This is a genomic window from Pseudomonas sp. B10(2017) (assembly GCF_002113295.1).
GTDB lineage: Bacteria > Pseudomonadota > Gammaproteobacteria > Pseudomonadales > Pseudomonadaceae > Aquipseudomonas > Aquipseudomonas pudica.
The window spans coordinates 86547-105184 of sequence record NZ_NEJU01000002.1 but is presented as its reverse complement, the minus strand read 5'-3'; the positions used below and the strand labels follow the sequence as shown (position 1 = coordinate 105184).

Genomic DNA, 18638 nt, shown 5'->3' with positions numbered 1-18638 from the left:
AGGAGCATTCCCATGAGCGAGCAATTCCCCCCGGTACTGCGTGAGTCGGCCACCTTCGATCGCCTGACCATCCAGGAAATCCAGCGTGCTGCCGAAACCGGCATCTACGACATCCGCGGTGGTGGCACCAAGCGCCGCGTGCCGCACTTCGACGACCTGCTGCTGCTCGGTGCCAGCGTGTCGCGCTACCCGCTGGAAGGCTACCGCGAGAAGTGCGGCACCGATGTGTTGCTGGGCACCCGCTTCGCCAAGAAGCCGATCCACCTGAAGATACCGGTGACCATCGCCGGCATGAGCTTCGGCGCGCTGTCGGCCAACGCCAAAGAGGCGCTTGGCCGTGGTGCGACCATCGCCGGCACCAGCACCACCACGGGCGACGGCGGCATGACGCCGGAAGAGCGCGGCCAGTCGCAACACCTAGTGTACCAGTACCTGCCGTCGCGCTACGGCATGAACCCCGATGACCTGCGCAAGGCCGATGCCATCGAGATCGTCCTCGGCCAGGGTGCCAAGCCGGGCGGTGGCGGCATGCTGCTGGGCATGAAGGTGACCGAGCGCGTGGCCGGCATGCGCACCTTGCCGATCGGCGTCGACCAACGCAGCGCCTGCCGCCACCCGGACTGGACCGGCCCGGATGACCTGGCGATCAAGATTGCCGAGATCCGCGAGATCACCGACTGGGAAAAACCCATCTACGTGAAGATCGGCGCCAGCCGCCCGTACTACGACGTAAAGCTGGCGGTGAAGGCCGGTGCCGATGTGATCGTGCTCGACGGCATGCAGGGCGGTACCGCCGCGACTCAGGAAGTGTTCATCGAGCACGTTGGCATCCCCATCTTGCCGGCCATTCCACAGGCAGTGCAGGCGCTGCAGGAAATGGGCATGCACCGCAAGGTGCAGCTGATCGTCTCCGGTGGTATTCGCAACGGTGCCGACGTGGCCAAGGCCATGGCCCTCGGGGCTGATGCGGTGGCCATTGGCACTGCGGCGTTGATCGCGCTGGGTGACAACCACCCGCGGCTGGATGCCGAACTGAAGAAGATCGGCTCGGCGGCCGGTTTCTATGACGACTGGCAAAACGGCCGCGACCCGGCCGGCATTACCACCCAGGACCCGGAACTGGCCGGGCGCCTGAACCCGGAGGAGGCCGGGCGCCGTCTGGCCAACTACCTGCGGGTGCTGGTGCTGGAGGCGCAGACCATGGCGCGGGCGTGTGGCAAGTCGCACTTGCACAACCTCGACCCGGAGGACCTGGTGGCGTTGACCGTGGAGGCTGCGGCGATGGCGCGAGTGCCTTTGGCGGGGACTGCCTGGGTGCCGGGGCAGGCGCGGTACTGAGTTATCGGTAATTGGGGCCGCTTTGCGGCCCATTCGCGGCACAAGGCCGCTCCTGCAGGGGACCGCGTCTCTGTGCCTGCGCGGCCCCTGCAGGAGCGGCCTTGTGTCGCGATGGGCTGCAAGGCAGCCCAAGGGCACCCCCACCATTCACACAGGAGTGACTCCATGAAGCACCTCACCCTCGCTGTAATGTTGTTGGCCCTGACCACCCGGGCCCACGCCGCCGACCCCACCCTGGACACCGGCAACACCGCCTGGATGATCTGCGCCGCGATGTTCGTGCTGATGATGTGCATCCCGGGCCTGGCACTGTTCTACGGTGGCATGGTGCGGGCCAAGAACCTCCTCTCGGTGTTCACCCAGCTGTTCGCCGTTGCCGGGGTGATCGGCATTCTCTGGGTGCTGTTCGGCTATAGCCTGGTGGTAGACACCACCGGCATGGTCGAGGGGCAGTTGACCGTCAACAGTTTCATCGGCGGGCTGGACAAGGCGCTGATGCTGGACATCGGCCATGACAGCCTGGTCGGTAGCATCCCCGAAGGCGTGTTCGCGGTGTTCCAGCTGACCTTCGCCATCATCACCCCGGCGCTGATTGCCGGTGGTTTTGCCGAGCGCATGAAGTTCAGTGCTTCATTGCTGTTCATGGCCGCCTGGTTCGTGCTGGTGTATGCGCCGATCGCGCATATGGTCTGGGGCGGGCCGGGGGCATTGTTGGTCGACTGGGGCGTGCTGGACTTTGCCGGTGGTACCGCCGTGCATATCAACTCCGGTGTGGCAGCGCTGGCTGCGGCCTTGATGCTGGGCAAGCGCAAGGGTTACCCGGAGGTGGCCATGCCGCCGCACAACCTCGGTTTCACCCTGGTGGGCGCCGGGCTGCTGTGGGTGGGCTGGTTCGGCTTCAACGTCGGCTCGGGGCTGGCGGCCAACCAGGCGGCGGGGGTGGTGATGCTGGCGACCATGGTGGCGGCCTGTGCGGGGATTGTCGGCTGGTTGCTGACCGAGAAGGTGGCGCATGGTCGGCCGACGGCCTTGGGTGCAGCTTCAGGGGCTTTGGCAGGGTTGGTCGGGATTACCCCGGCCTGTGCATTTGTCGGGCCGCTGGGTGCGCTGGTGATCGGGCTGTTGACCGGGGCCATCTGTTTCTTTGCCGTGACCCGGTTGAAGCAGGCGCTGGGCTACGACGACAGCCTGGATGTGTTCGGCCTGCATGGCGTGGGCGGAATGGTCGGCGCAATCCTTACCGGGGTCTTTGCCGCGCCTTCGTTGGGCGGTTATGTGGAGGGTGCGTCACCCGTCGGGCAGGCATTGGTGCAATTTAAGGGGGTGGCGTTCACCTTCGTGTATTGCTTTGTAGTGAGTTGGGCGATTCTGGGGGCGATCGAGCTGACCATCGGGCTGCGGGCCAGCCGGGAAGAGGAAGAACAGGGGCTGGACCTTGCGGAGCACAATGAGCGGGCCTACAACCTCTGACTGATGTGTTGCCTGTACCGGCCTGTTCGCGGGTAAACCCGCTCACACAGGGAAAGCACATATCCGAAGACGATATCACTGTGGGAGCGGGTTCACCCGCGAAGTGGCCGGTACAGTTTGAATCAATGCCCCATGGCCACCTTGGCGCTCATCTGACGGCGACGGTAGGCGCTGTCACGGCTGGCCAGCCACCAGTACAGCGGCGAAGTAACGGCCAACCCCACCAGCCACGACAGGTCCGCTCCGTTGATATGCTCGGAAATCGGCCCGACATACAGCGGCGTGTTCATGAACGGGATCTGCACCACGATGCCCACGGCATAGGCAATCAGCGCCTGCGGGTTGTAGCGCCCGTAGATGCCGCCATCGACCTGGAAGATCGACTGGATATCGTAGTCACCCTTGTGGATGGCATAGAAGTCGATCAGGTTGATCGCTGTCCACGGCACCAGCACCACCAGCAGCACCAGCACCATGTCGACGAAGTGGCCGATGAAGTCCGCCGAGGCGAACACCGCCACCACGCAGCAGGCCGTCAGCACTACCAGCGACAGCACGGCGCGGCTCTTGGCGGTGGGGATCCAGCGGTGGGCGAAGGTTTGCACCAGGGTGATGATCGACAGCACGGCGCCATACAGGTTGAGGGCGTTGTGGCTGATCACGCTGAGCAGGAACAGCACCAGCATGATCGGGCCGAGGGTGCCGGTGGCCAGCTTGACCGCGTCCATGGTGTCCATGCCGGCCGGGATCGCCAGCACCGCCACGGCGCCGAAGATGAACGACAGGCTCGAACCCAGGGCCGAGCCCAGGTAGGTAGTCCAGAACGTCGAGCTGACCTTCACATCCGCCGGCAGGTAGCGCGAGTAGTCCGACACGTAGGGCGCAAAGGCGATCTGCCACAGCGCCGCCAGCGACACGGTGGCCAGCCAGCCGGCCAGGTTGAAGCCGCCGCGGGTGAGAAAGTCGTCGCTTTGCACGTGGCTGAAGATGTAGCCGAAACCGACCACGATGCCGATACCCAGCACCCAGGTGCCGATGCGGTTGAGCACGTGGATGAAGCGGTAGCCGATGATGCCGATGATGCCCGAGCCCAGTGCACCGATGACGATGCCCACCGGTACCGGCACGGCATCGACCACGCCGTGCAGCGACTTGCCGGCGAGGACGATGTTGGAGGCGAAGAAGCCGATGTACATGACCCCGGCGATCACCACCACCAGCAGCGCGCCGAGCGAGCCGAACTGGGCGCGGCTCTGGATCATCTGCGGGATGCCCATCTGCGGGCCCTGGGCCGAGTGCAGCGCCATCAGTACACCACCAACCAGGTGGCCGACCAGGATGGCGACGATGCCCCACACCAGGTTCAGGTGGAACAGTTGCACACCCAGTGCACCGGTGACGATGGGCAGCGGCGCGATGTTGCCGCCGAACCACAGTGTGAACAGATCCCTTACCTTTCCATGGCGGTCTTGCGGGGGCACGTAGCCGATCGTGTGTTTTTCTATGAGGGGTGCCGAATTGGCTGCATTGGTCATGACTGACTCCAAGGCAAGGTAGGGCATCGGGAGCTGCCCGGGGGCGTGCCGGCGAAGGGCGACGCGTTCTTGTTGGAGCGATGATGCGGGGCGCGGGGATAACGAGAAATTAGTAAATATGTGCCCATAAACCTTAAAAAACCTAAGGCTGACAAAAGGTCAAGCGGAGGACGGTAGCAAGGAGGGTGCCAGGGAGCGGGAGGGCTTGGGCTAGCGGGGTTCGGACCTTGTGGAGGCGAGAGGTGGTGTGCTTTGGTGGGGCGCCGTGCACGTTTTCAGGGCAGATAAAAAGGTTGCCAGTGCCGGCCCTTTCGCGGGTGAACCCGCTCCCACGGGTACTGCGCATGACTTGAAATCAATGCGGCCGAGGTGGGAGCGGGTTCACCCGCGAAATGGCCGGCACAGGCAACAACGCTACATCGGCAACAACCGATCCTGAATCACCTCTTTCATCACCAGCGTCGAACTCAAGCGCTTCACATTGGGAATGCTGGTCAGCTGCTCGTCATACAATTTCTGGAACGCCGGCAAATCCTTGGCCACCACATGCAGCAGGTAATCCGGGTCGCCAAACAGCCGCTGCGCCTCGACGATCTGCGGGATCTCGGCCAGCGCCGCTTCAAAGTCCGCTACCGGCTGACGAGTGACTTCGCGCAAGGTCACGAACACCAGCGCGGCAAAGTTCAGCCCCAGGGCGCTCGGCGCCAAGCGGGCGTGATAGCCAAGAATCGCCCCGGATTCCTCCAGCGCCTTCAAGCGCCGATGGCAGGGCGACAGGCTCAGCCCCACACGGTCGGCCAACTCGGTCACAGATAGCCGTCCGTCCTTTTGCAGTTCGGCAAGAATTTTTCGATCAGTCCTGTCCATCAAGAAGAATCTTCCAGCAATTGAGGGCTGTTGGGGAATATACGAAAGAAAATCCCTCGGCGGAATCCGTAATCTTTCGACATCCCAAAGCAGTGGAAAAGGAAGATTCAAGTGGCTCTCAGTGTTCTGACGGCGTTCTGGGCCGTGTCGATGTTGTTCGTGATTACCCCGGGCGCGGACTGGGCCTACGCCATTTCGGCCGGCATGCGCGGGCGCTGGGTGATGCCTGCGGTGGCGGGAATGCTGTCCGGGCATTTCCTCGCGACCCTGGTGGTGGCGGCCGGGGTCGGTAGCCTGCTGGCCGGCCACCCGCTGGCGCTCACCTTGCTGACGCTGGCGGGGTGCAGCTACCTGCTGTGGCTCGGTGGCAACCTGCTGCTGAGCCCCGCATTGCCGGCGGCCGGGCAGGATGGTGCGGGGGAGTCGGGTTCCCGCTGGGCGTTGAAAGGGTTTTGCGTCAGTGGCCTGAACCCGAAAGTGTTCCTGCTGTTCCTGGCCCTGTTGCCGCAGTTCACAGACCCGCAGTCGAGCTGGCCGGTGCCGTTGCAGATCTTGCTGCTGGGCCTGGTCCACCTGTGCAGCTCGCTGGTGATCTACTCGCTGGTCGGTTATGGCGCCAAAGCCGTGCTGAGCACCCGGCCGGGGGCGGCGAAGCTGGTTGGCCGGGTGTCGGGGGTGGCGATGATCACGGTGGCCCTGGGTTTGATAGCCGGTCAAATAGGTTGAATTCACTGGCCTCATCGCCGGCAAGCCAGCTCCCACAAGAACCCCGCATGGCTCAGGCCTGGCAGTGAACCCGTTGACCGTCACGCCTCAGGCGGTGGCTCCTGGGGCAGGTACAGGGTAAACGTGGTGCCCTGGCCCAGGACGCTGTTCACCTGCACATCGCCCCCGGACTGCCTGGCAAAACCGAACACCTGCGACAGCCCGAGCCCGGTGCCTTCGCCCGGCGCCTTGGTGGTGAAGAACGGGTCGAAGATGCGCTCCAGCAGTTCGGTGGCAATGCCGACACCGCTGTCGCTCACCGAGATCGCGGCGAACGGGCCCGGCTGTGGCGCTTGGCCGCGCAGGGCGGGCAGGCGCTGGTCGGCCTGCAGGCGCAGCTGCAAGGTGCCTTCGCCGGCCATGGCATCGCGGCCGTTGAGCATCAGGTTGATCACTGCGGTTTCCAGCTGGTTGAGGTCGGCGCGGATATGGCAAGGTGCCTGCGGCAACTCCAGCTCGACCTGGATCCGCGCACCAGTGGCCGTGTCGAGCATGTCGGCCATGGCCTCCAGCCTTGGCCCGGCCTCGAACACTTGCGGGCTCAAGGCCTGGCGACGGGCGAAGGCCAGCAACTGGCCGGTCAGCCTGGTACCGCGGTCGACGGTGTCGGACATGGTCTTGAGGTAGCGCTCGCGGCGCTGTGCGTCGAGGTTGGGGCGCTGCAGAAAATGCAGCGACGAGCGAATGATGGTCAGCAGGTTGTTGAAATCATGGGCCACGCCGCCTGTGAGTTGGCCGATGGCTTCGAGCTTCTGGGCCTGGCGCAGCACGGCTTCTGTGTGCAGCAGCTGGCTGGTGCGTTCTTCCACGCGCTGTTCGAGGGTGGCATTCAGCGCCTCCAGTGCCGCCATGGCTTCGCGGACTTCGGCGTGGGCCTGTACCCGCTGGATGTGCGCCCAGGAGCGCTCTGTGACTTCGCTGATCAGCGCCTGTTCGTAGTGGGTCCACTCCCGTGGCGCCTTGTCGTGGATGGCCATCAGCGCAGTCAGCCGGCCGCCTTTGATCAGGGGCATGCAAATGGTCGCAGTAATGCCGCTGGCCTGGAAGGTGGCAGCTTCCTGCGGGGGCAACTCGCTCAGGTTGTCCTGGATGACCAACGGCAGGCCACTGCGCAGGCGTCCGAGCGCCAGCGTGCCGAAATCCTGCAACCGATAGCGGCCCAACAGATGCGGCGAGCCGGGTGCCACGGAGTCACCACAGATGGTGAAACCGTCTTCGTCTGGTTCCATCACCGCATAGGCGCAACTCGACAGTTGCAGGTGCTCGACCAGCATGCGCGTGGTAGTGGCAAGGATCTGGTCCGGGTCGGTAGAGTCGGCCACGGCGCGGCCCAGGTTGTCGAGAAAGTTCAGGCGCTGGTTGGCAAGCACGCTGGTGGTGGTTTCGGTAACTGTATCCAGCATGCCCAGCACCTTGCCGTCGTGGTCGCGGATGGGGCTGTAGCAGAAGGTGAAATAGGCCTTTTCGGGGCCACCGTTGCGGTCGATGACGAGCGGGAAGTCTTCTATGTACACCGCCTCGCCAGCCAGAGCACGGTTGGCCAAGTGGCCGATTTCGGCCCAGGCCTCCTGCCACACGGCGCGGAAGGGGATACCCAGGGCTGAGGGCTTTTGCCCGAGGATCTGCGAGAAAGCGTCGTTGTGCAGGGTGAGCAGGTCAGGGCCCCAGAGCACGGCTTGCGGGAAGCGTGAGGCCAGGCACAGAGCCAGGCTGGTTTTCAGCGGGTCGGGCCAATGCTCCAGCGGGCCCAGCGGGGTGGCAGCCCAATCGTGGTTGCGGATGCGCTCGGCCATCAGCCCGCCGCCGTCTAGCCATTTTGCCATGTGCTCTGCTGGTCCTTTTGCGTAAGGCCTTAAGGGTGCATCCAGAATAGACGTTTGGCGAGAATTTTTGGTGGCTGTACCGGCCTCTTCGCGGGTAAACCCGCTCCTAAAGGAATAGCATGTTGCTCAAGGTGTGTACTGTACCTGCGGGGGCGGGTTTACCCGCGAAGAGGCCGGCCCAGGCTAGCGAATGAAGTGCACCTTGCCAGTGTCGTCATTGCCCATGTAGATGCCATAAACCCCGGCCTGCCGCTCGAGGATATAACGCTCGAGAATCTGCCGAATTGCCGGGTAGTAGATTTCGTCCCACGGGATCTCGTCCGGCTCGAAAAACCTGTACGCCAGCGTTTCCGTCCCGTACTGCCCGGTTTCCTCGGTGGCGATGGCGCGGAAGATGATGTAGACCTCGCTGATCTTCGGCACGCTGAAGATCGAGTACGGCGAGACGATCTCGGCGCGTACGCCGCTTTCTTCCCAGACCTCGCGCAGGGCTGCCTGCTCGGTGGTTTCGCCGGCCTCCATGAACCCGGCCGGCAAGGTCCAGGTGCCGGGGCGCGGGGGGATGGCGCGCTGGCACAGCAGGTACTTGCCATCACGCTCGATGATGCAGCCGGCGATGATCTTCGGGTTGATGTAGTGGATGTAGCCGCAGCCTGTGCAGTGCAGGCGTTCGTGGGTGTCGCCTGTGGGAACGCCCCGGGCCAGTTCCGTGGTGCAGTGCGGGCAGTAGCGCGGGGCGTTGGGCATGATCGCTGGCCTGTGGGTGGCTTAAATGCGTGGGTCCTTCAAGGCCAGGGGCTCGACCATCTCGCGCACCTTGACGTTGTCATCCTGCTTCTGGCGCAGGTAGTCCAGGGCCACCTTGGCGGCGGCGCGGACGTGGTCGACCGAGGCCTGATGGGCTACCAGCGGGTCGCCGCTCTTGATCGCCTCGACGATCTTTTCCATTTCGCGGTTGCTGGCGCCGCGGCGGTTCTCCTGCGACACCGAGGTGGCACGCAGGTAGCTGATGCGCGCCTGCAACTGGCGTAGCTGCTGGGCCGCCACCTGGTTGCCTGAGCCTTCCAGCAGCACATCGTAGAAACCTTGTACCGAGTCCAGCACCTGTTGCAGTTCGCCTTCTTCGAGGGCTTCGCGGTTGACCTCCAGCGCCCGTTCCAGGGCGCGGATGTCCTTGGCCTTGGCGTTGAGGGTGAACAGTTGCACGATCAGGCCTTCGAGCACGCAGCGCAGCTCGTAGATGTCGCGGGCGTCTTCCAGGGTGATGATGGCCACGCGCGGGCCCTTGGCGTCGGCGAATTCCACCAGGCCTTCGGATTCCAGGTGGCGCAGGGCTTCACGCACCGAGGTGCGGCTGACGCCGAGGCGGTCGCAGAGGTCGCGCTCGACCAGGCGGTCGCCTGGCAGCAGGTGGAAGTTCATGATCGCGGCGCGCAGCTTGTCGAGCACGATTTCGCGCAGGGTAACGGGGTTGCGGTTGACCTTGAAGCTGTCGTCGAGTGGCTGGCGTTTCATCAAGTGCGCTCTTAAAGAGGCTGCCCGGCCGCAACCGCAACAGCACCACGAACCTTGGGTGCTCCTTGCGTGGGTTCGAACAGCCCGGTGTTAACGGGTTGACTCCGCATCGGCTTCAGCGAACGCTTCGCGGGCCAGGCGGAAACTGTCCACCGCCGCGGGCACGCCGCAATAAATGCCGACCTGGAGCAGGATCTCGCGAATCTGTTCACGGCTCAGGCCATTACGCAAGGCGCCGCGAATGTGCAGCTTGAGCTCGTGGGGCCGGTTGAGCGCGGAAATCATGGCCAAGTTTATCATGCTGCGCTCTTTGAGCGACAAGCCTTCGCGGCCCCAGACGTGGCCCCAGCAGTATTCGGTGACCAGCTCCTGCAATGGCCTGGTGAACTCGTCGGCGTTCTGGATCGAGCGGTTGACGTAGTCCTCGCCCAGCACCTGGGTGCGGATCTGCAGGCCTTTTTCGTACTTTTCATTGCTCATGTGCAGTACTCCGGAATAAAACAGGGGACGCAACCGAGGGTGAGACGATAACGCGGCCCCTAAAAACAGGGTCATCGGTGTTGGCTTCTTCGCGGGCTTGCCCGCTCCCACAGCGATTGCACAGGTGCTGAAGCCTGCGCAGTACCTGTGGGAGCGGGCGAGCCCGCGAAGAAGCCAACGCGGTTTATCAACCCAAGGGGGGCAGGGCGCCCAGCTTGCCCTTGTGGTAGACCATTGGCGTCACCGGCTCGGCCGGAAGCACCAGGTTCTTCACCGCGCCGACGATGATCGCGTGGTCACCGCCGTCGTACTCGCGCCACAGTTCGCATTCGATGATCGCCGTGGCCTTGGCCAGCAGCGGGTTGCCCAGCTCGCTCAGGTGCCAGTCGATGCCTTTGGCCTTGTCCTTGCCCTTGCCGGCGAAGGCATAGGCCTCGGCGGTCTGGTCGGCAGACAGCAGGTGAATCGCGAACTGCTTGCTGTCACGCAGGATGGGGTAGGTGTCGGAGGCGTAGTTGGGGCAGAACAGCACCAGCGCCGGGTCGATCGACAGCGCGCTGAACGCGCTGGCAGTGATGCCGACGATGCCGCCGTCGGCGTCGAGGGTGGTGACCACCGTGACGCCGGATGGGAAGGAGCCCATCACGTCTTTGTAGATGCCTGGTTCGATCATCTTGTGCTACCTCTTAGCGCATCACAAACGGGTCGGGCATCGGCGCGGTGGACAGGTTGATCCACACCGTCTTCAGCTCGGTATAGGCCAGCACCGAATCGATGCCGCTCTCACGGCCGTAGCCGCTGTTCTTGAACCCGCCGATCGGCGCCATGGCCGACACGGCACGGTAGGTGTTGACCCAGATGATCCCCGAACGCACGTCGCGGGCCAGGCGGTGGGCACGGCCCAGGTCGCGGGTCCAGATGCCGGCGGCCAGGCCGAACTGCGAGTCGTTGGCGATGGCCAGGGCCTCTTCCTCGGTCTTGAAGCGGATTACCGCAGCAACCGGGCCGAACACCTCTTCCTGCATGATGGTCATCGAGTTGCTGTCACACTCGAACAGGGTCGGCTCGTAGAACCAGCCGTCACCCTCGACCTCGGCACGTTTGCCGCCCATGTGCAGCTTGGCGCCTTCGGCCTTGGCAGCGGCAACCAGGCCTTCGACCACGGCCAGCTGCTGCGCGGTGGCCATGGGGCCCATTTCGCTGGCGTCGTCCTGCGGGTTGCCGATGCGGATGCGCTTGGCGCGGGCGATCAGGCGTTCGACGAATTCGTCGAAGATCTCGTCCTGCACCAGCAGGCGCGAGCCTGCCACGCAGCTTTGCCCGGAGGCGGCATAAATGCCGGCCACGGCGCCGTTGATGGCGCTGTCCAGGTCGGCGTCGGCGAAGATGATGTTCGGCGACTTGCCGCCGAGCTCCAGCGACAGCTTGGCGAAGTTCTCGGCGCTGCTGCGCACCACGTGGCGGGCGGTGGCGGCGCCGCCGGTAAAGGCAATCTTGCGCACCAGCGGGTGGCGGGTCAGCGCCGCGCCGGTGCTGGGGCCGTAGCCGGTGACCACGTTGACCACGCCTGGCGGGAAGCCGGCTTCGAGGGCCAGGCGGGCCAGCTCGAGGATGGTCGCCGAGGCGTGCTCGGACGGCTTGAGCACGATGGTATTGCCGGCGGCCAGGGCCGGGGCCAGCTTGATCGCAGTGAGGTACAGCGGGCTGTTCCACGGGATGATCCCGGCCACCACGCCGATCGGCTCGTGCACGGTGTAGGCGAACAGGTCGGGCTTGTCCAGCGGCAGGGTGCCGCCTTCAAGCTTGTCGGCAAGGCCTGCGGTGTAGTGGAAGAACTCTGGCAGGTAGCCGACCTGGCCGCGGGTTTCGCGGATCAGCTTGCCGTTGTCACGGCTTTCCAGTTGGGCCAGGTGTTCCTTGTTTTCGGCAATCAGGTCACCCAGGCGACGCAGCAGCTTGCCGCGCGCGGTGGCGGTGATGCTGCGCCACTCCTTGCTCTCGAAGGCACGCTGGGCGGCCTGCACGGCCAGCTCCACATCGGCCTCGTCGGCGTCGGGCAGTTGCGCCCAGGCCTGGGCGGTGGCCGGGTTGAGGCTGTCGAAGGTCTTGCCGCTCTGGGCATCGCGCCATTGGCCGTCGATGCACATCTGGAAACGAACGAGGGTCATGCAACAATCCCCTTGGCGGATTCGGTGAGGGTGCGGGCTTGCGCGAGGAAGTCCAGCAGCATCTTGTTGACTTCACGCGGTGCTTCCACCGGCATCATATGCCGTTGCTCGGCGAGGACCACGCTATGCGCGCCAGGAATGCTGGCGGCGAGCTGGCGGGTCATGGCCGGGGTGGATCCCGAGTCGAGTTCGCCGGTGGCGATCAGCGTCGGCACCTGGATACTGGCCAGGTCGGCGGCGCGGTACATGTCCTGGGTGGCGAACAGCGAGTAAGTGGTGTGGTAGCCCTGCGGGTCGTTGCTCGCCAGCACCTGGCGAATGGCAGCGACCTGCGCCGGGTTAGCAGCCTTGTATTCTCGGCTGAACCAGCGGTCGAGCGCGGCGTCGACGTTGGCGTCAGGGCCCAGCTGCGCAGCCTGGGCGGCGCGGGCGATAACGCCGGCACTCTGCTCGGGGGTGCGGTTGAACACGCTGTTGAGCACTACCAGTGCGGCCAGGCGCTGCGGGTAGCCGAGGGCGAACGCCCGGGCGACCAGGCCACCCATGGAGAAGCCGATCACGGTGGCTTGCGCGATCTGCAGGTGATCGAGCAGTTCGACGAGCTGGGCAGCATAGCCTTCCAGGCCGATGTCGGCTGCTGGCAGCGCGCTCTGGCCGTGGCCGAGCATGTCGTAGGCGATGACGCGGTAGTCGTTGGCCAGGCCAACGAACTGACCACCCCACATTTCCTTGTTCAGGCCCACGCCGTGGATCAGTACCACGGGTTGGCCCTGGCCGACGGACAGGTAGCTGGTGCCGGCGGGTGTGCGTTCAGCGACAGGCTGAATCATGGAGGGCGCTCCTTGAAGGTCGGGCGCGGCGGGTAAGCACGCCACGCCCCGGCCCGTCTTGGTTGTTGTTATTGAGCGTTGGCTTTTTCGGCGGCCAGTTCTTCCAGGTCGATATAGCGGTTACCGATGCGCGGGTGCAGGCGGCCGCCGTCGGAGGCGCCCAGGACCACGACGATTTCATCGGCACGCGGGGCATCTTCGATCTGCATTTCCAGGGTGATGTAGTGCGAACGCAGGCCTTCGTCGTCCTTCTGCATCATCGGGATCTGGATCGAGGTGCCCGGGCCGCCGCGCTTGTTGGTGAAGCTCAGGTAGCTCTTGGCCTGTACCGCTTCGCGGTAGTGGTTGCCAAAGCGCAGGGTGTGGATCACCGCCGAGGCGTGTTCGATTTCGCCGTCGGCGCCGACGACTGCGGCCTTGCCGTAAGCTTCGATCTTGTCGGCGCCGCCGATGGCAGCCGTCAGGCGCTCGACCATCAGGGCACCCAGGTCCGAGCAGTTGGCACGGATTTCCGGCTTCAGATCTTCAACAAAACCGCGACCAGCCCATGGGTTCTTGATCACGACGGCCAGGCCGACCATGGTCACCGGCTTGTCGGTGGCCTTGCCGCCTTCGATGCGGGTCTCTTCGGAGTAGGTGACGATCTTGCGGATTTCGAAACTCATGGGTGGCTCCTGGTGAGGGTTATCAGCTCTTGTTGTCTGATGGTATACCATAATATTTGTTGTGCAAGAGGCGGCTGGAAATTTCTCTTGCGAGGGGACGAAAGGTGGCCTGATGCCTTGATTCCTGCGGTTTCTGTACTGGCCTCTTCGCGGGCTTGCCCGCTCCCACAGGGATCGCACGGCATTCATGGCCTGTGCTGTCCCTGTGGGAGCGGGCAAGCCCGCGAAGAGGCCGGTGCAGGCTTCAAAAAAAAGCCCGCTCACGCGGGCCACGGGGCCCACGGGAGCGGGCGCGTCCCGCAATGTTTCAGGCAATGGGAATTCAGGCGAACGCCGGCACCACTTCCTTGATGAAGAGCTCCAGCGATTTCTTCTTCTCGGCGTGGGGCAGGCTGTTGTCGCACCAGAAGCTGAACTCGTCGACGCCGAGTTCCTGGTAGTACTTGATACGCGCGATGATCTCTTCCGGCGTGCCGATCATGGTGTTCTTGCGGATGTTCTCCAGCTCGAACGCCGGCACTTCGGCGAACTTCGATTCCGGGCTCGGCTCCAGGAAACCGTTGACCGGGGTGGTCTTGTTGCCGAACCAGGCATCGAAGGTGCGGTAGAAGCGCGAGATGGCCTGGGCGCCGACTTTCCAGCCTTCCGGCTCGGCCGGGCTGTGCACGTGGGTGTGGCGCAGCACCATCAGTTGCGGGCGTGGCACGCCAGGGTTGTTGTCCAGTGCGGCCTGGAATTTGTTCTTCAGGTCCAGCACTTCCTCGTCACCCTTCATCAGCGGGGTGACCATGACGTTGCAGCCATTGGCCACGGCGAAGTTGTGCGAGTCCGGGTCGCGGGCAGCGATCCACATCGGTGGGGTGGCGTTGAACGGCTTCGGTACGCTGGTGGACGTGGGGAACTTGTACACTTCGCCGTCATGGGCGTAGTCGCCTTCCCACAGCTTGCGCACAACCGGCACCATTTCGCGCAGTGCCTTGCCGCCGTCGGTAGCCGGCATGCCACCTGCCATGCGGTCGAACTCGAACTGGTAGGCGCCACGCGCCAGGCCCACTTCCATGCGGCCCTTGCTGATCACGTCGAGCAGGGCGCATTCGCCCGCCACGCGGATCGGGTTCCAGAACGGCGCGATGATGGTGCCGGCGCCCAGGCGGATCTTGTCGGTGCGCGCAGCCAGGTACGCCAGCAACGGCATCGGGCTTGGCGAAATGGTGTACTCCATGGCGTGGTGTTCGCCGATCCACACGGTGCTGAAACCGCCGTTCTCGGCCATCAGGGTCAGTTCGGTCAGGTCTTCGAACAGCTGGCGGTGGCTGACCTGTTCATCCCAACGTTCCATGTGCACGAACAACGAAAATTTCATGGGGCTTTCCTCAACGCTTGAAAGGGGCTGGCGCCTGGCAGGGTTGGCACCAGCGGTCTCGATTCAGTACAGGTTTCAGGCAAAGGCCGGCAGGCTGGCCATCTTGCCGCGGCAGTACACCATCGGCCGTGGCGCCTCTTCAGGGACGATCAGGTTGTGTACCTTGCCGACCATGATGGCGTGGTCGCCACCTTCGTATTCGCGCCACAATTCGCATTCGATGACCGCGGTGGCACCGGCCAGGATCGGGTTGCCCAGTTCGCTCAGGGACCACTCGATGCCACTGGCCTTGTCCTTGCCCTTCTTGGCGAACGCATAGGCTTCTGCCTGCTGTTCACCGGACAACAGATGAATGGCAAAGCGCTTCTGCCTGATCAGCACAGGGTAGGAGTCGGAGGTGTAGTTGGGGCAGAACAGCACCAGCGGCGGGTCCATCGACAGGGAGGAAAAGGCGCTGGCGGTCAGGCCGACGACCGAGCCATCGTCGTCCAGGGTGGTGATGACGGTAACGCCGGACGGGAAGGAGCCCAGGACATGCTTGTAGACGGTTGCGTCGATCATCTGGTGTACCTCTGTAGGGCTGCGTTGGTCCGCGGTTTTTATCGTTGATGTGTCTGATGGTATACCGTAATACCTATTTTGCAAGCGGAATTTTCAAGCGAGGGTATTGCGCGATGAACGGCTCAAGCCCTTGTATGCCGTGGGTTTGAGCGGTAAGGCGGTTTGCCGCAGAGGTAGTGCGAGCGGATCAGTGGGTGTTTTTTCCTACGGATCAGTGTTGTCAAAAGTTTGGAATACCATAATATGGTCTTCAGCTTAGAGGCCGCCTAGATGCGGTTTCCTTACAAAGATAAAAACGACCTTTCGAGCTGAATCCTATGTCCCAACCGTCGTCGCAACACCAGTTTGTCGAGAATCACACGGTCGATTACGTTCCACCTGCCGAGCGCCACGGGAAGGCGCGCGACCTGTTCACCCTCTGGTTCAGTACCAACATCGCGCCACTGCCCATCGTCACCGGCGCCATGGTGATCCAGGTGTTCCACCTGAACCTGTTATGGGGGCTGGTCGCCATCGTGCTGGGCCATCTTGTCGGGGGCGTGGTCATTGCCCTTGCTTCTGCGCAGGGACCGCAGCTGGGCATTCCACAGATGGTGCAGAGCCGTGGCCAGTTCGGCCGCTACGGCGCCTTGCTGATCGTGTTCTTCACCGCGCTGATCTATGTCGGTTTCTTCATTTCCAACATCGTCCTGGCGGGCAAGACCATCCACGGCATCACCCCGAGCGTGCCGATGCCGGGTGCGATCGTGATCGGTGCGCTGAGTGCCACCGCCATTGGCGTGATCGGCTATCGTTTCATCCACATCCTCAACCGTATCGGTACCTGGGTGATGGGTTCGGCGCTGCTGGCCGGCTTCATCATGATGTTCGCCCAGGAACTGCCGGCCGACTTCTTCAGCCGTGGCGCGTTCAACCTGTCGGGCTTCATCGCCACCGTGTCGCTGGGCACCATCTGGCAGATAAGCTTCTCGCCGTATACCTCCGACTACTCGCGCTACCTGCCGCGTGAAGTGGGCATTGCCAAGCCGTTCTGGGCCACCTACTTCGGCGCTACCCTGGGGACCATCCTGTGCTTCAGCTTTGGTGCGGTGGCAGTGCTGTGCGTGCCGGAAGGTACCGATGCGATGGACGCGGTCAAGCAGGCCACCGGCTGGTTGGGCCCGATCCTGATGGTGCTGTTCCTGCTCAACATCATCAGCCACAACGCCCTCAACCTGTATGGCGCCGTGCTGTCGATCGTGACTGCAATCCAGACCTTCATCGCCGATTGGACGCCGAGCATCAAGGTACGGGTGGTGCTGGCTACGGTGATTCTGGTGGGCTGCGGCATGGTCGCGCTGAATGCCTCGGCGGACTTCATCGGCCAGTTCATCGGCTTGATCCTGGCGCTGCTGCTGGTGCTGGTGCCGTGGGCATCGATCAACCTGATCGACTTCTACCTGATCAAGAAGGGCCAGTACGACATCGCTTCGATCTTCAGCGCCGACGGGGGCATCTATGGCCGCTTCAACCACCACGCGATCATTGCCTATGCCTGCGGCATCTTGGTGCAGTTGCCGTTTGCCAATACGTCGCTGTATGTGGGGCCGTATTCCAATATCGTCGAAGGGGCTGACCTGTCGTGGCTGTTCGGCTTGCTGGTGACGGTGCCCCTGTACTACTGCCTGGCGACTCGGGGCACGGCTGCCGGGAAGGCGGGGCGGGTTGTGAGTGCCAGTGACTGATAGATTGGCGTTGCTGTAAAAGGGGCTGCGTTGCAGCCCATTCGCAGCACAAGGCTGCTCCTGCAAAGCAATCGCGTTGCCTGTAGGAGCAGCCTTGTGCTGCGAATGGGCCGCAACGCGGCCCCGGCTATTTCAGCTCACGCCTTGCTGCGGTCAGACGATCGCGATCAGTGGGTCGGCAGCGGCCAGTGCCAGGGCTCGGTCAGCCGCCGGCGGGTAGATCCACACCGAGTTGATCTGGCGTTTGAGGTCCTTGCCTTCCTGGCCGTGCAGCTTCAGTTCGCGCTCCCAACCCTCGCTGAATGTCGCGCCCCATTCGCCCAGGTCCAGGCAGGTGACGTACTTGGGCTGGCGGTACACCACCGGCTGCAGGCCGAGCAGGTCGGCCGCGGCGTTGTTGCCGGAGTGGCGCCCCATGGGGATGGCGTGCTGGCAGGTCATCAGGGCGTGGTTGCCCAGCTCGTCCACCGCGGCCCAGGCGGTGTCACCCGTGGCGTACACATGCTCCTGGCCCAGCACCTTCAGGTGACTGTCCACTTTCAGCCGGCCGAAGTTGTCGCGTTCGCCGGCAACCTGTGCGGTCAGCGGGCTGGCCTTCACGCCAACAGTCCAGATCACGGTGTTGCTGGCGATATGGTCGCCGTTGTCCAGGGTAACGCCACCGGCATCGACAGCCACCACCGAAGCCCCGGCCTTCCACTCGACCCCGGCCTGCTCGCAGGCGGCGATGATCGACGGCGTGATACCCGCGCCCAGCGCCGCACCAATTTGCGCACCACGGTCGACCACCACCACCCGCAGCGCCGCACTGGCGCCGAGGATGGCACGCAGGCGGGCAGGCATTTCCGTGGCGGTTTCAATACCTGTGAAGCCACCACCGCAGACCACCACAGTATTGCGTGCAGGCGAAGCGGGCAGGGCGGCCAGGCCGACCAGGTGCTGTTCCAGGCGCATGGCCGATTCCATCTGGTCGACATCGAATGCATGTTCGGACAAGCCAGGCACTGCCGGTCGCGCGACCTGGCTGCCCGCGGCAAGGATCAGGCGGTCGTAGGCGATCTGTTGCTGGTGCCCCTGGGTGTCGGTGTAGCTGACGCTGCGCCCTTCGGTATCGATGCTGTCGGCGTTGCCTGGGATGAAGTGAATGCCCACGGCTTCGAACAGCTCGCCCAGCGGGGCCTTCATGCCGTGCACATCGGCCTCGTAGAAGCGCGGGCGAATGCGCAGTTCAGGCTGCGGAGCGAGGACACTGATGCTGATGTCGGCACGTTGGGCCTGGTCGAGCAGGCGCGCGGCGCTCAGGGCGCTCCATACACCGGCAAAGCCGGCACCGATGATGAGGATGTTCGATTTCATGAGGGTGCTCCGCAAGGTTCGAAGAGGGCTTCGAGGGCGAGTTGTGTGCCACTCGAATAACTACGACTGTATTTGTCGTAGTTATTGGGTGCAAGTTTTTTTTGCACGCAGGCGACATTGCGCACCACCGTTTCCTGGCCGAAATGGCCGTATTTACTGGGACGAATGAAAAAAGCAG

Annotated in this window: 17 protein-coding genes; 4 read left to right on the top strand and 13 right to left on the bottom strand. The window is 63.7% G+C overall.

The genetic code is table 11. The annotated features are described in order from the left end of the window. Window positions 1-12: 12 nt before the first annotated feature. Entirely contained in the window at window positions 13-1338 is a 1326-nt protein-coding gene (locus CAF92_RS03040) for an FMN-binding glutamate synthase family protein (RefSeq protein WP_085599135.1), read from the top strand. Window positions 1339-1503: 165 nt separating this feature from the next. Beyond that, window positions 1504-2808 (top strand): ammonium transporter, encoded by a 1305-nt coding sequence (locus CAF92_RS03035; RefSeq protein WP_085599133.1) that lies wholly within the window; start codon window positions 1504-1506, stop codon window positions 2806-2808. 122 nt (window positions 2809-2930) lie between these two features. Here the strand turns inward: CAF92_RS03035 and CAF92_RS03030 are convergent, their stop codons facing one another. Both CAF92_RS03030 and CAF92_RS03025 read right to left on the bottom strand, forming a co-directional pair. Beyond that, complete coding sequence (locus CAF92_RS03030) at window positions 2931-4343, bottom strand: cytosine permease (RefSeq protein WP_085599131.1); 1413 nt, start codon at window positions 4341-4343, stop codon at window positions 2931-2933. 414 nt (window positions 4344-4757) lie between these two features. After that, window positions 4758-5210, bottom strand: a complete 453-nt coding sequence (locus CAF92_RS03025; RefSeq protein WP_015270735.1) for an Lrp/AsnC family transcriptional regulator — start codon at window positions 5208-5210, stop codon at window positions 4758-4760. A gap of 111 nt (window positions 5211-5321) precedes the next feature. Between CAF92_RS03025 and CAF92_RS03020 the strand changes: the two genes are divergently transcribed. Next, complete coding sequence (locus tag CAF92_RS03020) at window positions 5322-5936, top strand: LysE family translocator (protein WP_085599129.1); 615 nt, start codon at window positions 5322-5324, stop codon at window positions 5934-5936. Between the two features lie 80 nt (window positions 5937-6016). On the opposite strand, the gene CAF92_RS03015 is transcribed toward CAF92_RS03020, so the two are convergent. From CAF92_RS03015 to CAF92_RS02970, 10 genes are all read right to left on the bottom strand, one after another. Further along, complete coding sequence (locus tag CAF92_RS03015; RefSeq protein WP_085599127.1) at window positions 6017-7798, bottom strand: ATP-binding protein; 1782 nt, start codon at window positions 7796-7798, stop codon at window positions 6017-6019. Between the two features lie 183 nt (window positions 7799-7981). Next, the gene (locus CAF92_RS03010) at window positions 7982-8545 is read right to left on the bottom strand and encodes an NUDIX hydrolase (protein ID WP_024087306.1); all 564 of its coding nucleotides are present in this window, start codon (window positions 8543-8545) and stop codon (window positions 7982-7984) included. A gap of 21 nt (window positions 8546-8566) precedes the next feature. After that, on the bottom strand, window positions 8567-9313 hold the full coding sequence (locus CAF92_RS03005) for a GntR family transcriptional regulator (protein WP_013973031.1): 747 nt from the start codon (window positions 9311-9313) through the stop codon (window positions 8567-8569). A 90-nt stretch (window positions 9314-9403) separates the two neighbouring features. Continuing rightward, the gene (locus tag CAF92_RS03000; protein ID WP_085599125.1) at window positions 9404-9793 is read right to left on the bottom strand and encodes a carboxymuconolactone decarboxylase family protein; all 390 of its coding nucleotides are present in this window, start codon (window positions 9791-9793) and stop codon (window positions 9404-9406) included. Window positions 9794-9980: 187 nt separating this feature from the next. After that, a complete protein-coding gene (locus CAF92_RS02995; RefSeq protein WP_003258675.1) occupies window positions 9981-10466 on the bottom strand; it encodes a flavin reductase family protein in 486 nt (161 codons plus the stop codon). Between the two features lie 13 nt (window positions 10467-10479). Then, entirely contained in the window at window positions 10480-11961 is a 1482-nt protein-coding gene (locus tag CAF92_RS02990; RefSeq protein ID WP_085599123.1) for an aldehyde dehydrogenase, read from the bottom strand. After that, window positions 11958-12791 (bottom strand): alpha/beta fold hydrolase, encoded by an 834-nt coding sequence (locus CAF92_RS02985; protein WP_085599121.1) that lies wholly within the window; start codon window positions 12789-12791, stop codon window positions 11958-11960. The genes CAF92_RS02990 and CAF92_RS02985 overlap by 4 nt, the downstream gene beginning before the upstream one ends. A gap of 68 nt (window positions 12792-12859) precedes the next feature. After that, window positions 12860-13456, bottom strand: a complete 597-nt coding sequence (locus tag CAF92_RS02980; protein WP_003258678.1) for an amino acid synthesis family protein — start codon at window positions 13454-13456, stop codon at window positions 12860-12862. 322 nt (window positions 13457-13778) lie between these two features. Then, window positions 13779-14819 (bottom strand): LLM class flavin-dependent oxidoreductase, encoded by a 1041-nt coding sequence (locus CAF92_RS02975; RefSeq protein WP_046615473.1) that lies wholly within the window; start codon window positions 14817-14819, stop codon window positions 13779-13781. Window positions 14820-14894: 75 nt separating this feature from the next. Continuing rightward, window positions 14895-15380 carry a flavin reductase family protein gene (locus CAF92_RS02970; protein ID WP_003259250.1) on the bottom strand — a complete coding sequence of 162 codons (486 nt, stop codon included), beginning with the start codon at window positions 15378-15380 and terminating at the stop codon, window positions 14895-14897. A 317-nt stretch (window positions 15381-15697) separates the two neighbouring features. Between CAF92_RS02970 and CAF92_RS02965 the strand changes: the two genes are divergently transcribed. Then, window positions 15698-17104 (top strand): cytosine permease, encoded by a 1407-nt coding sequence (locus CAF92_RS02965; protein ID WP_085599119.1) that lies wholly within the window; start codon window positions 15698-15700, stop codon window positions 17102-17104. 153 nt (window positions 17105-17257) lie between these two features. Here the strand turns inward: CAF92_RS02965 and CAF92_RS02960 are convergent, their stop codons facing one another. Next, window positions 17258-18460 (bottom strand): NAD(P)/FAD-dependent oxidoreductase, encoded by a 1203-nt coding sequence (locus CAF92_RS02960; protein WP_085599117.1) that lies wholly within the window; start codon window positions 18458-18460, stop codon window positions 17258-17260. Between the last annotated feature and the right edge of the window lie 178 nt (window positions 18461-18638).